12 protein-coding genes are annotated in these 12,712 nt (G+C 71.8%); 2 read left to right on the top strand and 10 right to left on the bottom strand.

The window, feature by feature from the left end; translation table 11 throughout:
* Positions 1–13 precede the first annotated feature (13 nt).
* The 8 genes from ABZX10_RS17670 to ABZX10_RS17635 form a co-directional block, all read right to left on the bottom strand.
* Positions 14–970 carry an alpha/beta hydrolase gene (locus ABZX10_RS17670; protein WP_355542645.1) on the bottom strand — a complete coding sequence of 319 codons (957 nt, stop codon included), beginning with the start codon at positions 968–970 and terminating at the stop codon, positions 14–16.
* A 148-nt stretch (positions 971–1,118) separates the two neighbouring features.
* Positions 1,119–1,934 (bottom strand): carbohydrate ABC transporter permease, encoded by an 816-nt coding sequence (locus ABZX10_RS17665; protein WP_355542642.1) that lies wholly within the window; start codon positions 1,932–1,934, stop codon positions 1,119–1,121.
* On the bottom strand, positions 1,931–2,866 hold the full coding sequence (locus tag ABZX10_RS17660; protein WP_355542639.1) for a sugar ABC transporter permease: 936 nt from the start codon (positions 2,864–2,866) through the stop codon (positions 1,931–1,933). Before ABZX10_RS17660 ends, ABZX10_RS17665 begins: the two co-directional genes overlap by 4 nt.
* Positions 2,866–4,125, bottom strand: coding sequence for an extracellular solute-binding protein (locus ABZX10_RS17655; RefSeq protein ID WP_355542636.1), 1,260 nt, complete (start codon positions 4,123–4,125; stop codon positions 2,866–2,868). Before ABZX10_RS17655 ends, ABZX10_RS17660 begins: the two co-directional genes overlap by 1 nt.
* Before the next feature lie 56 nt (positions 4,126–4,181).
* Entirely contained in the window at positions 4,182–5,174 is a 993-nt protein-coding gene (locus ABZX10_RS17650; protein WP_355542633.1) for a tetratricopeptide repeat protein, read from the bottom strand.
* Between the two features lie 26 nt (positions 5,175–5,200).
* Positions 5,201–8,146: an AMP-binding protein gene (locus ABZX10_RS17645; protein WP_355542630.1), complete on the bottom strand. Its 2,946-nt coding sequence runs from the start codon at positions 8,144–8,146 to the stop codon at positions 5,201–5,203.
* A gap of 72 nt (positions 8,147–8,218) precedes the next feature.
* Entirely contained in the window at positions 8,219–8,569 is a 351-nt protein-coding gene (locus ABZX10_RS17640; protein WP_355542627.1) for a DUF3817 domain-containing protein, read from the bottom strand.
* Positions 8,570–8,577: 8 nt separating this feature from the next.
* Positions 8,578–9,804 (bottom strand): acetyl-CoA C-acetyltransferase, encoded by a 1,227-nt coding sequence (locus ABZX10_RS17635; protein ID WP_355542624.1) that lies wholly within the window; start codon positions 9,802–9,804, stop codon positions 8,578–8,580.
* Positions 9,805–9,856: 52 nt separating this feature from the next.
* Between ABZX10_RS17635 and mce the strand changes: the two genes are divergently transcribed.
* Positions 9,857–10,372, top strand: coding sequence for a methylmalonyl-CoA epimerase (mce, locus tag ABZX10_RS17630; RefSeq protein ID WP_355542621.1), 516 nt, complete (start codon positions 9,857–9,859; stop codon positions 10,370–10,372).
* Between the two features lie 80 nt (positions 10,373–10,452).
* Positions 10,453–11,544 carry a hypothetical protein gene (locus ABZX10_RS17625; RefSeq protein ID WP_355542618.1) on the top strand — a complete coding sequence of 364 codons (1,092 nt, stop codon included), beginning with the start codon at positions 10,453–10,455 and terminating at the stop codon, positions 11,542–11,544.
* On the opposite strand, the gene ABZX10_RS17620 is transcribed toward ABZX10_RS17625, so the two are convergent.
* Together ABZX10_RS17620 and nucS are read right to left on the bottom strand one after the other, a co-directional pair.
* Complete coding sequence (locus ABZX10_RS17620) at positions 11,545–11,838, bottom strand: hypothetical protein (RefSeq protein ID WP_355542615.1); 294 nt, start codon at positions 11,836–11,838, stop codon at positions 11,545–11,547. It abuts the gene before it with no gap.
* Positions 11,838–12,533, bottom strand: a complete 696-nt coding sequence (gene nucS / locus ABZX10_RS17615; RefSeq protein WP_355542612.1) for an endonuclease NucS — start codon at positions 12,531–12,533, stop codon at positions 11,838–11,840. Before nucS ends, ABZX10_RS17620 begins: the two co-directional genes overlap by 1 nt.
* Positions 12,534–12,712 lie beyond the last annotated feature (179 nt).

The following is a 12,712-nucleotide window of genomic DNA, read 5'->3' as shown; positions in this document are numbered from 1 at the left end:
GCCGACGGCCCCGCTACGCCGCGTGGTGCTGCAGGCGCGCGTCGAACGCGGCCTCGAGGAACAGGGCCGTGATCTGCACGGCCTGCTCGCTCTCCGGCGTCGCGCCGGCGAGTACGGGGAAGGCGTGCACGCCGCCCTCGTACAGGTGCAGGTCACAGAGCTTGCCGGCACCGTCGAGGCGGGCGTGCAGGCGCTCGGCGTCGACCCGGAGCATCTCGTCCGTACAGGCGATCACCAGCGCCGGCGGGAACGCGGCGGGGCTGATCTCGGTGGCGTCGTCGTGGCCGCGCGGATCGACGGGTCCGCGATCGAAGAACTCCCGCAGGCCGCGCAGCTTGCCGGCCGTGAGGTAGGCGTCGTCGATGTCGTAGCGCGGGTCACCGTCCTCGACGGTGGGCGTGAGCAGCGGAGAGAATCCGAAGTAGGCCGCCGGGGCCGGCGCGGCGTCCAGGTAGGCCAGCTCGAGGACCTTCGCGGAGATGTAGCCGCCCGCGGAATCGCCGCCGACCGCCACCTGGCGGTACCGGCCCGAATCGACGACGGCTCGGTACACCCGGTAACCGTCTTCGACGGACGTGCCGATGCCGACGTCGGGCAGCTGGCGGTAGTCGACGTTGAAGACGGTGACGCCCAGGGCGCGGGCCAGCGCGGCCGCGACCCGTCGGTGCGTCGCGGGGCCGCCCGCGAGGAATGCGCCGCCGTGGTAGTAGCAGATCGCGACGTCGGTGCGCAGGTCACCGGCGGTGGGCACGAGGCGCTCGACCTGCACGCCGGCGAGCTCCATCCGGTCGACCTCGACGTCGTCGGGCATCCAGCCGATGAGTTCGGCCAGCGCCTCGCCCAGCGCGAGGGGCCCGAAACTCCAGGACCGCACGGGGTACAGGGAGATCAGGGGCCGCAGCAGCAGCTTGGCTCCCGCGATGGCGAGCGCCGACTGGGCGCTCACGCCGCGATGCGCGGTCACAGACATCGTCGTCTCCTCTCGCCCGACCTCCGGGGTCGGACAGAACCGGTTCAGACTAAGCGGAACAGCCACCCCGATCCAGCACATCTGCTGGTTTTCCGCACGCACGTGTCCCGCTCGACCGCCCGCCGTCCGCGGTGACCACCGTCACCCGTCAGCCGGAGATGCCGCTGCGCTCCACGCCTGCCGCTATCCATCGCTGTGCTACCAGGAAGAACGCCAGGAGCGGCGCGATCGATACCAGCGCGGCCGCGAACATCGCGGGCACGTTCACCGACTGCGCGGTGATGTAGCTGGAGAGGACGAGCTGCACGGTCCAGGACTGCGGGTCCTGGCCGATCACCAGCGGCCACAGGAACGCGTTCCAGCTGCCGACGAAGGTGATCGTGGCGACCGCGGCCGTCACCGCGCCCGCGCCCGGCAGGGCGACGCGCAGGAGGATCCGGGCGGGGCCGGCACCGTCGAGCACGGCGGCCTCCTCGAGCTCCCGCGGGAACCCCAGGAAGTGCTGCCGGAACAGGAACACCGCCGTGGCCTGGAACAGACCCGGCACCACGAGGCCCTGCAGCGACGACACCCAGCCCAGCGAGGAGACCATGACGAAGGTCGGCACGAAGGTGACCGCGGCGGGGACCAGCAGCGTCGCCAGCACCACCCCGAACACCGCCCCCGCGTACGGGACCCGGATCCGCGCGGAGGCGTACCCGGCGGGCAGGGCCAGCGCGACCGTCCCGAGCGTCTGCAGCACCGCGACGACCGTCGAGTTGAGCAGGGCGCGGCCGAGCGGCCGGGCATCGTCGGAGAAGACCTCCGAAAGGTTGCTCCAGACGGGCGCTCGGAGCCCCCAGGACCCCGTCGCGACGTCCATCGACGTACCGAGGGCGCCGCGGACCAGCAGGTACAAGGGCACCAGGAAGAGGACGGCGAGGCCGGTCAGGATCAGGTAGCGGGCGGCGCGGGACAGTGTCATCGGGGGCCCCTCCGCCCCAGCAACCCCGTCAGCCTGCCCTGGAGCAGGGCGAACAGGGCGATCAGCATGGTGAGGATCACCCCGCCCGCACCGCCGCTGCCGAAGTCCTGACCGTTGCCGACGGCCACGTAGTACAGGTAGACCAGCGGCGGTCGCGCATACGGCGGATACCCCTGCGCGGTGGACATGACGCCGTAGAACTCGTCGAAGGCGGAGAACGCGTTCACCGTCGCCAGCAGCAGCACGGCGACGGACACCGCGCGCAGCTGCGGGAGGGTGATCCGGGCGAAGACGGTCCAGCCGGACGCACCGTCGAGCGCGGCCGCCTCGTACAGCGTCGCCGGCACCCGCTGCAGGGCCGCGAGGAACAGAATCATGTAGAAGCCCAGCTGCAACCACAGGCGCACCGTGACCAGCACCAACCAGTACCAGGGCGGGTGCACCACCGACAGCCACGCGACCGGCTCGAGCCCCACCGCGCGCAGCGCCGTGTTCGCCACGCCCGTGGGCACGCCGGGAAAGATCGCCCCGCGCCAGATCAGCGACGCCGCGACATAGCTGCACGCCATCGGCAGGAAGAACACCGACCGGAAGAAGCGCTGGAACAGCCGCACCCCGTTCACCAGGACCGCCAGCGCGAGCGAGCCGGCGAAGGTCAGCGGGACGAGGATCACGGCGAACACCACGAACGTGACCAGGCTCGAGCGGAACGCCGGGTCGCCCAGCATGTCGCGGTAGTTGTCCAGTCCCACGAAATGCGTCGGGGTCACCGTGTTCCGGGCCTCGAACAGGCTCAGCCACACGCTCCACCCGATGGGGACGACGACGAACATCGTCAGTCCCGCGAGGAAGGGCCCCGTCAGCACCCAGAACCACAGGTGCGGCGAGTCGCGCCACCCGCCTCTCTCGGTCCGTGCCGAGCGCGCGCGCATCAGCTCGGGAACCGCTCGAGTTCCTTCTCGACCACGCCTCCGACGCCCCGCAGCTCGGTCATGGGATCGGCGCCGCCCCGGATGATCCGGTCGAGCGCGTCCCGATACGCGGTGGCGCAGCGCGCCGTCCACAGCAGCGGCGTCTGGGGATGCCCCACAGTGTTCACGAGATCGGCCGCCTCCCTGTACAACCCGGTCGCCAGCTTGGTGGCGCGCGGCAGCAACGAGCGCCGCGCCGGGACGTGCAGGCCGTAACTCTGCGCCCAGTCCAGCTGCAGGTCCGTGCGCTCGACCCACAGCCACTGCACGAACTTCTTCGCCCGCGCGACATCGCCCTTCGCGTTCACCGCCGCACCGTACGCGCCGAAGGGCACGCTGGTGCCGCCGTTCGCGCCGATCGCGGGGAAGGCCCGGACGCCGACATCGTCACCCAGCGCCGCGGTGATCGCGGGCAGCGCCCACAGCCCCGTCCACTGCATCGCGGTCTGGCCCGCGATGAACGCCCCGGGATCGGACCAGTCCTGCGGCGCGCCCAGCAACAGGTCGCCCGAGGTGAACAGCGCGCGCATCGTCCGCAGGCCCGCCGCGACCTCCTCGTCGACGAAGCCCGGCTTGCGCTCGGGAGTGAGGTAGTCGTGGCCCGACGACCACAGCAGCACACCGCCGAGCACGTCCGCGCCGCCGTTGTTCCCCAGGAACAGGCCCTTGGTGGTGCCCTTGTTGAGTGCCCGCGCCGCCGACACCAGCTCGCCGAGCGTCCGGGGCGGCACGACGCCGGACTGCTCGAGCGTCGACCGCCGGTACACCAGCAGCTGCATGTCCATGACCTGTGGGATCCCGTACACGCGGCCCCCGTGAGTCATCCGGTCCAGCAGCGACGGTGTGAAATCCGAGCGCGCGTCACCCAGCACGTCGGTCAGGTCCGCGACCTGGCCCGCCGTGATCATGTCGATCGTGGGGCCGTTGGCGAACTCGAAGACATCCGGGCCGTCGCCGCTCACCAGCGCCGAGGAGATCTTCTGGTCGTAGTCGCCCGGGAACGAACTGACCCGGACCCCGCCGCCGGGGTACTCGGACGCATAGCGGGCGAGCGCTTCGGGCGCGCCCTTCTCACCGTACTGGTGGAACCAGGCCCGCAGGTCCCTCCCGGCACCGCCATCGCGGCCGGTGTTTCCGCCGCACGCCGCCAGAGCGCCGGCGAGGGCGAGGCCGCCGATCCCCGTCAGCATCGAGCGACGGGACATGCTGAAGTCAGACACGGGAGTAAGTATCGCAAACCCACGGCGTGTGGGCCCCCGGACGCCGCCGAAGCTCGTTAGAACAGCGCGGCCGCCAGGCCCCGGCGGGCCTCCAGCACGGCGGGATCCGCCGGGTCGAACAGGTCGAAGAGCTCGAGCAGGCGGGTGCGCAGCGCGGTGCGGTCGTCACCGAAGGTGGTTCGGATCGCGGTGATCAGCCGTCCGAAGGCGCGCGCCGGGGTGCCCGCCAGCAGCTCCTCGTCGGCTGCGGCGAGCGCGAGCTCCACCGCTTCCGCGCCGGTCGCCCCCGTCGCGGCGTCCGCCCGCTCGATCGCACCCGGCTCGCCGCGCGTGGCCCGCGCGAAGAAGGCCATCTGCTTGGCCGCGGCCGCCGCATCCGCATCGCCCGGGTCGGCGTGCAGGATCGCCTCGTAGGCGGCGCGGGCGCCGTCGTAGTCGCCGTCGGCCGCGAGCTGCTCCGCCGCCTCACGCCGCGGGTCCGACGGTGCCTCCCCCGCACCCGTGCCACCGCCGCCGCCGAACTCCGGCGGGAGCTGGGCCAGGACGTCGTCGAGCCACTGCCGTGCCGCCGCCTCCGGCTGCGCGCCGGCGAACGCGGTCACCGCGCGGCCCCCGGCCACCGCGATCACCATCGGCACCGACTGCGCGCCGAAGGCCTGCGCCACGCCGGGCGCACCGTCGACATCGACCCGGGCGAGCGTCCACCGGCCGCCGTCCGCGGCGGCGAGCTTCTCCAGCACCGCCGACATCGCCTGCGACTGCTCGCTGTAGGCCGCCGACAGCAGCACCACGACCAGCGAGCCGGCGGATCGGTCGATCACATCCACGGGGAAGCTCTGGTCCGTCACGTCGACGATGCCGGGCCCGGGGGCACCGTCGCCCTGCGATTGCGGGTCCGACGGTGCGGGCCGAGCCTGCTGCGCAGCCTTCGCCTCCGCGCGGGCCTTGAGGCCCGAGAGGTCGACCGCCCCCGCCATCGCAGCGGCGGTGCGCAGCGCCCGCTCCTGGTCCTGCCTGGAAGCGCCACGAGGGGCGCGCGGTGTAGTCACCCCTCCATCTTGGCACGGCCCCGGAATCAGACGTAGCGCTGCAGGTCCGGATCGAAGCGCCACGACGTGGGGCCGGGCACGGGCATTCCGCGGGCGGCCAGCGCGCCGCGCCGGGGCCGGTACCAGCTGGTGAGCGGCACGTCGTCGACCACGTGCACCGCGTCCGGGTACTGGCCGTGGCGGCCGGCGAAGGTGTCGGTGATGTCGTCGGCGGTGAGGGTGGCGTCGTCGCGGAGCGTGACCGCGGCGACGACGCGGGGCGGACCGTCGGGTTGCTCACCCGGGACCTGGTAGACGACGGCCTGCTCCACCTGGCCGAGCTGCTCGAGGACGTCGGTGACGGGGATCGAGTACACCGGGCCGCGCTCGGTGACCGCGACGGTGCGGACGTCGTCGACCAGCCAGTAGTCCCCGTCCTCGTCCTGGCGGAACAGGTGCCCCGTCGAGAACCACGCGTCGCCCGGCCGGAAGACGCCGCGCAGCAGGACGTCCCGATGGGTGGTGTCCGGATCCGCGCGGCCGATGAGCACGCCCACCTCGCCCTGCTGGACCTCCTGCAGGAAGCCGTCGCCGTTCTCGACGAACCGGCCCGTGTCGAAGTAGTAGTCCACGAGCGCGACCTCGGCGCTGCCGGGTAGGCTGCGGCCCTTGGCGCCGGGCTTCCCGCCGCGGACCTTGGCGAGCACGATCTCGCCCTCGGTCGAGGCGTAGAACTCGACCACCTGCGCCGCGAACGCCTCGCCCACCCGGCGGGACAGCTCGGCCGACATGCCGGAGCCGATGAACGCGCGAACGGGGTGGTAGCGCGGCACCTCGAGGCGCGGATCGTCGAGCACCGCCCGCATGAGGTTCCAGGTGTAGCAGACCACGGTCACGCCGTACCGCTGCACCTCGACCATGAACCGGTCCGGGTCGAAGTCGCGGGTCAGGGCGATCCGCGAGCCGCCGGCCAGCGCGCCGCCGAGGCTCGTCATGAGCCCGGAGCTGTGGCTGAGCGGGGTGAGACAGTAGACGGTGTCGCTCTGCGAGAGCCGCGTGGCCGACGCGGTGCCGAACGCCGACAACGCCCACCGGCCGTTCGTGACCCGCTTCGCCCGGAGCCTGCCGCCCACCTCGGAGAACATCACGAACCCGAGGTCACGGCCCAGGCCCGCGTCCGGCCGGTACCAGCGCGGGATCCGCACGTTGTCGGGGTCGACCTGCTCGAGGTCGACGAGCTCGGCGCCCAGGTCTTGCCGCGCCGCGCCCGGGCGGTCGCGGCGGTCACCACCGCCGACGACGAACACACGCTCGGCGACCGCCACGGCCTCCTCCGCGTGCTCCGGATCGGTGATGACCGATGTCGCCTCGCCGAGCCGCAGCGCCGCGGCGTAGTCGGTGCCCGGGGGGAGCAGCACCACGACGGCGCCGAGCCGCGACAGCGCCGCCATCACCACGAGCGCCGAGGGCCGCGTGTGCATGAGCACGCCCACGTGCTCGCCCTGCCGCACGCCGACCTGCAGCAGACCGCTGACCACGCGGTTGATGCGCTCGTTGACCGCTTGCTTGGTGTGCACCCGGTCCTCGTAGAGGAACAGCTCGCCATGCGGGTCGCTCGCGGCCTGCTCCGCGAGGAGCTTGCCGAGCGAGACCTGCGTGTGCGCCTGCAGCTGCCCCAGGCGCGCCAGCTTCGGCAGGCCGCGCGTGACCTCGCGGGCCACCGCCGTCGCGCCCGCGGCGGTCGCGGAGGCCGCGTCGAGCAGGTCGCGGGCCGCCACGAAGCCGACGGTCGCGAGCCCGCCCACGCCCGCGACCAGAGGATTGACACCGGCGTCGCGGTCGTCGTCCGGCTGCATGGCGGCGATGTTCTCGGGCTCGGGCCCGCGCCCCTCCTGCCAGAGGACCCACTGCGACACCGTCGGGTACGTGACGGCGCCCGCCGAGCTGCCGACGACGAGGCCGAAGTGCCCGGCGGAGACCTGCGCCTCGTACACCGTCGCCTTCGGAGCGGCCTGCAGGATGCCGCGCACCGCGCTGGGCCGGCCGATCTGGTCCGACAGGCCGACGAAGGCGAGCACCGGGCTGGTGATCGATGCCAGCGAGACCGCGTCACCGTCGATCGCGAAACCGCCGGTGAGCATGCGGTTGTGCACCACGAACTGCTTGAGCAGGTCGGCGACTGCGGGGCCGGAGTACGCGACCCAGCCGTCGGCCTCGAGGAAGCGCCGCTGGTCCTCGCGTGGCAAGAGGGCCGAGCGGTCGTGCAGCTGCCGCACGAAGTCGATCCGCGAGCGGACCGCCTTGACGGGGTTGAGCATCTCGAAACCGCGCTGGACCATCCAGCTCGGCAGGTAGAAGCGGTTGAAGACGTGGTCGGCGACGAACTCGGCGCCCTTGTTCACCAGCGCGGGCGGGGCGCCCAGCGGCAGCCCGGCCGAGATGTCGACGGGGCTGCCGAAGGTGACGAGGCTGGCGATCGACCGCGACCGCCGGTACGCGGCGACCTGGTAGCAGAACATGCCGCCCTGCGAGTAGCCGCCGATGTGCACGTCGCGGCCGCGGAAAGCCGCGATCTGGTCGATCGCGCGGGAGATCGCGACGACGTGGTCGGCGAGGTTGCGCTCGAGCCCGCCCTCCTCGCGGTCCGGCGAGCCGAAGTCGATGACCCACGGGTCCACGCCGGCACGATGCAGCACCGACACCGCGCCGTTGTGCTCGGTGACGTCGAAGACGTTGGCGTCGACCATCATCGGCGGGACCAGCAGGATCACCGGGCGGTCGTCCGCCGACGGTGCCGGGGCGCGGTCCGCGAAGTAGCGCCGCAGCCGGTACATCGGAGACCGCTCGAGGACCGAGTACTGCGAGGGCTTCTGCCCGGTCTCGAGGCCGCCCTGGGTGAGTACCTCGAAGCCGTTGCGCGCGGTGGCCGCCAGCCGGTTCACCGACGCTTCGAGTGCCCTGCCTCCGGGAAGTCCGCCCAGGATGTCCACCATGTCCCCGTCCTCCGGTCGACTGACGTCTCGGTCAGCGAATCAACGTACCCGCAGGCCCCGAGCCGCGCTGACCTAACCGCCGATCGCGTCGGCGGGCTCCGCCGCCTTCGCCGCGACGATCGGGGCGTCGAGCTTGCCGGCGCGCTGCGCCCACACCTCGAAGACCACCGAGCAGAACGGGACGATCGTGGCCAGCAGGCCGAGGACCAGGGTCTTGGCGTCCCACTTCAGCGCGCGGGCGACCGCGAGCGTGAGGGCGACCAGCACGATGAAGACGACGCCGTGGGTCATGCCGGGCGCCTGCACCGCGCCGGGCTCGTCGTTGACGCGCTTGATGATCATTCCGATGATCAGCCAGACCCAGGTGAGCGCCTCCAGGAAGGCGACGATCTTGAACGCGGTGGTGAGGTTCTTGGTGTTCACAGCTTCCTTCACTGCTCGGGGACGGTGATGATCAGCGCGTCGCCCTGGCCGCCGGCGCCGCAGAGGCCCGCGGCACCGGTGCCGCCGCCGCGGCGGGCGAGCTCCAACGCGAGGTGCAGGACGATGCGGGCACCCGAGGCGCCGAGGGGGTGGCCGATGGCGATGGCGCCACCGTCGACGTTGACCTTCTCGGCGTCGACGCCCAGGTCCGCGGTGGACGCGAGGCCGACTGCGGCGAAGGCCTCGTTGATCTCGAGCAGATCGAGATCAGCGGGGGTGATGCCTTGCTTGTCGCAGGCCTTCTTGATGGCGTTCGAGGGCTGGTGCTGCAGCGACGAGTCCGGGCCGGCGACGACGCCGTGCGCGCCGATCTCGGCGAGGTAGGGCAGGCCGAGCTCCTGCGCCTTGCTCTTGCGCATGACGACGACGGCGACGGCGCCGTCGGTGAGCTGCGAGGCGTTGCCGGCCGTGATGCTGCCGTCCTTGGCGAAGGCCGGACGCAGCTTGGCGAGCGACTCGACAGTGGTGTCGCCGCGGACGCCCTCGTCCTCGGTCACGCGGACCGGCTCGCCGCGGCGCTGGGGGATCTCGACGGGCACGACCTCGTCGGCGAACTTACCCGCGGCCCAGGCCTCGGCGGCCTTGCGGTGCGAGTCGGCGGCGAACGCGTCCTGCTCCTCGCGGGAGTACGTGACGGTGTCGGTGGTGTTGAGCTGCTCGGTGAGCCCGCCCATCGGCTGGTCGGTGAAGACGTCGTGGAGGCCGTCGTACCCCGTGTGGTCGAGCATCTCGATGCTGCCGTACTTGTGGCCCTCGCGGCTGCCGGTGAGGATGTGCGGCGCCTGCGTCATCGACTCCTGACCGCCGGCGACGACGACCTCGTACTCGCCGGCGCGGATCAGCTGGTCCGCGAGCGCGATGGCGTTGATACCCGACAGGCACATCTTGTTGATGGTCAGTGTGGGCACGTCCCACGGGACGCCGCCCGCGATCGCGGCCTGGCGCGCCGGCATCTGTCCCGCGCCCGCGGTGAGGACCTGGCCCATGATCACGTAGTCGATCGTCTGCGGGTCGACGCCGCTCTTGTCCAGGGCGCCGCGGATCGCGACCGCTCCCAGATCGGTGCCGGACTGCGACTTGAGCGCGCCGAGCAGCTTGCCGAAGGGCGTCCGAGCGCCGGCGACGATGACCGTCGGATCGGTGTTGGGATCCTGATGAGATGCGGACGGAGCCACTTCGTTCCTCCTCGTGGGCATGGGACTTCCACCTCAAAGCTACATTCGAGGTATGACAGAGAGCCAATCGCACGGAACCGATCACACCGCCCACGGCCAGCACCCCGCCTCGCACGGGGTCCCGGCCGAATACGTCCTGGGTATCGACCACGTCGGCGTCGCCGTGTCCGATTTCGACGCGGCGCTCGAGTGGTACGCCCGCGTGCTCGGCATGGTGTGCACCCACGAGGAGATCAACGAGGCCCAGGGCGTCCGCGAGGGCATGCTGTCCCCGGCCTCGCTGCTGGCGGCCGACGGCGCACCGTCGAGCGCGGCCCAGCTGCAGGTCCTCGCCCCCCTGACCCCCGAGTCGACCATCGCCAAGTTCCTCGACCGCAACGGCCCGGGCATGCAGCAGCTCGCGTACCGGGTCAGCGATCTGGCGGCGGTGACGGCGCACCTGCAGGAGCAGGGCGTGCGTCTGCTCTACGACGCCCCCCGCATGGGCACCGCCGGTTCCCGGATCAACTTCCTGCACCCGAAGGACGCCGGGGGGATCCTCGTGGAGCTGGTCGAGCCCGCATCCTGACGCCGGGACCCGGTCCCGGGAATCGGACCTTGTGCGACTGCTGACGCCGCGGACGCGGGGCGCCCACGTACCATCGGAGCATGGCGAATTCGGACAACATCGCGGGCGGCCCGGCGCCCGCACCGTTCGCGGTGGTCCTGCGCGGGTACGACCGCGACCAGGTCAGCGAGCAGTTCCACCGCTACCAGGCTGAACTGCGGGTTCTCGCGGCCGATCGGGACGCCGCGTCGGCCCACGCCCGCGAACTGACCGACCTCCTCGACGAGGCGCAGGACGAGATCGACAACCTGCGTCGTGAGGTGGACCGGCTCAGCGTCCCGCCCACGAGCGCGGAGGGCATGAGCGACCGGATCGCCCGCATGATGCGCCTCGCGTCCGACGAGGCCTCCGAGATCCGCGCCGCGGCGCAGAACGAATCCGCCGAGGTACGCTCGCTCGCCCGCCAGGAGGCGGAGACGACCCGCAGGGAAGCGGACCGGATCCGCGCCGACATGACCTCGCGCCGCGAGGCGATGGAGCAGGAGCACGAGGCCACCATGACCCGTGCCCGCGAGGAGGCGGACCGGATCAAGGCCGAGGCGGAGGCCGAGGCCGACAAGCTCTCGCGGTCGGCGGCGGAGAACCGCGAGCGTGTGCAGGATGATTTCGACATGGCCATGTCGATGCGCCGGGACAAGGCGATCCGCACGATCACCGAGCTCGAGGAAGCATCGAAGACCGAGGCCAGGGACCGGATCGACGCGGCCAATGAGCGCGCGGAGCAGACGCTCAACACCGCGAACGCGACGGCGGAGCAGAAGCTCGAGGACACCAACACCCGCATCGCCACGCAGGTCGCCAATGCCCGGCGGATCACCGAGGACATGCAGGCGCTGCGCGCATCGATCCTGGACCAGCTCGAGACGGTGCGCCGCCAGCTCTCGCTGGTGCCCGAGGCCCTTGCGACGGGTGACAACGAGACGCCCGTGGTCGAGAAGCGCATCGATCCGGCCGCCTACGAGGCCGCCACGCCGCCGCGGGCCGACCACGTGACCGACGACGGGCCCACGGCCGCGCAGCGCGCGGAGAAGGTCCTCGGGGCCGATGACTTCGCCTCCGCCGACACGGTCGCCATGAAGACCTCGCCGGCCACCGACGACACGGTCGCGATCAACACCGTCGCCAAGCGCTGATCAGCGCGACCGTCGGCCGGCCTCCCGACGCCAGCAACCACTGTGCCAGTGCCGGCGGTCGGTGACCCCGCCGCTCTCCGCGGACGGCCACACGACGACGTGGGCCGTGCCCACGGGGATCAGCTGATCGCACCCGGGGCAGCGGTAGTCCTTGGCGGCGCCACTGCCGGTGACGGTCCGCACCTGGTAGGCTTCGTCGCCCAGTTCGACCCGGGACCCGAACCCGCCCGTGCTGAGCGGGCGGTTGCCGTCCCGGGCGGCCGCTCGCTTCCGGGAGACGGGCCTGCGCCCCATCAGAAGAGCTTGTAGGACGTGTCCTCGGTGCCGCGCAACGCGTCGTAATCGACGGTGACGCAGCGGATCCCGCGGTCCTCCGCAAGGGTCCGAGCCTGTGGCTTCACCTGTTGCGCCGCGAGGATGCCCGTGACGGGCGCGATGAGCGGATCCCGGTTGAGGAGCTCGAGGTAGCGGGTGAGTTGCTCGACGCCGTCGATCTCCGCGCGGCGCTTCACCTCCACCGCCACCGTCCCGCCGTCCGCGTCGCGGCACAGCAGGTCCACGGGCCCGATGGCCGTCATGTACTCGCGGCGGATGAGGGTGTAGCCGGGGCCGAAGGTCTGGGTGTGCTCCGCCAGCAACTCCTGGAGGTGCGCTTCGACGCCGTCCTTCACCAGGCCGGGGTCCACGCCCAGGTCGTGGCTGCTGTCGTGCTCGATCTCCCCGATCAGGATGCGCAGCTGTTCGTCCGCCTTGTTCCGGACGATCCACAGCTGGTGCCCCGCCGGCACGTCCTTGGACTCCTCGTCCGACGGTGCCGTCTCCAGCCAGCACGGCGGGCTCATCCAGTTCAGGGGCTTGTAGGCGCGGTCGTCGGCGTGGATGCTGACCGAGCCGTCCGCCTTGACGAGGATCAGCCGGCGGGCCATCGGGAGGTGGGCGGTGAGCCGGCCCACGTAGTCGACCTGGCATTCGGCAATCACGACACGCACGGGTTCCACCTTACGGTACGGGTTCGACGGTGCCCCGTCCCCGGGGCGCGGGGTCCTGCTACGGCGAGGACCGCGGATACGGCGAAGCCCTCGGAGGCGGGAGCGTTTCCGCTCACCGGCCTCCGAGGGCTCGTCCTGTATCTAATTTTAGTCCGGCGGTGTCCTACTCTCCCACACCC

This window comes from Tsukamurella sp. NPDC003166 (assembly GCF_040611135.1).
Lineage (GTDB): Bacteria > Actinomycetota > Actinomycetes > Mycobacteriales > Mycobacteriaceae > Tsukamurella.
Note: the sequence above shows the minus strand (reverse complement) of the source record. Positions and strands in the feature narration are given on the sequence as shown.

Coding starts and splice junctions, on each gene's coding strand:
- mce (WP_355542621.1), top strand. CDS start 9,857: ATGACAGAGAGCCAATCGCACGGAACCGATCACACCGCCCACGGCCAG.
- ABZX10_RS17645 (WP_355542630.1), bottom strand. CDS start 8,146: ATGGTGGACATCCTGGGCGGACTTCCCGGAGGCAGGGCACTCGAAGCG.
- ABZX10_RS17660 (WP_355542639.1), bottom strand. CDS start 2,866: ATGCGCGCGCGCTCGGCACGGACCGAGAGAGGCGGGTGGCGCGACTCG.
- ABZX10_RS17625 (WP_355542618.1), top strand. CDS start 10,453: ATGGCGAATTCGGACAACATCGCGGGCGGCCCGGCGCCCGCACCGTTC.
- ABZX10_RS17665 (WP_355542642.1), bottom strand. CDS start 1,934: ATGACACTGTCCCGCGCCGCCCGCTACCTGATCCTGACCGGCCTCGCC.
- ABZX10_RS17620 (WP_355542615.1), bottom strand. CDS start 11,838: ATGGGGCGCAGGCCCGTCTCCCGGAAGCGAGCGGCCGCCCGGGACGGC.
- ABZX10_RS17670 (WP_355542645.1), bottom strand. CDS start 970: ATGTCTGTGACCGCGCATCGCGGCGTGAGCGCCCAGTCGGCGCTCGCC.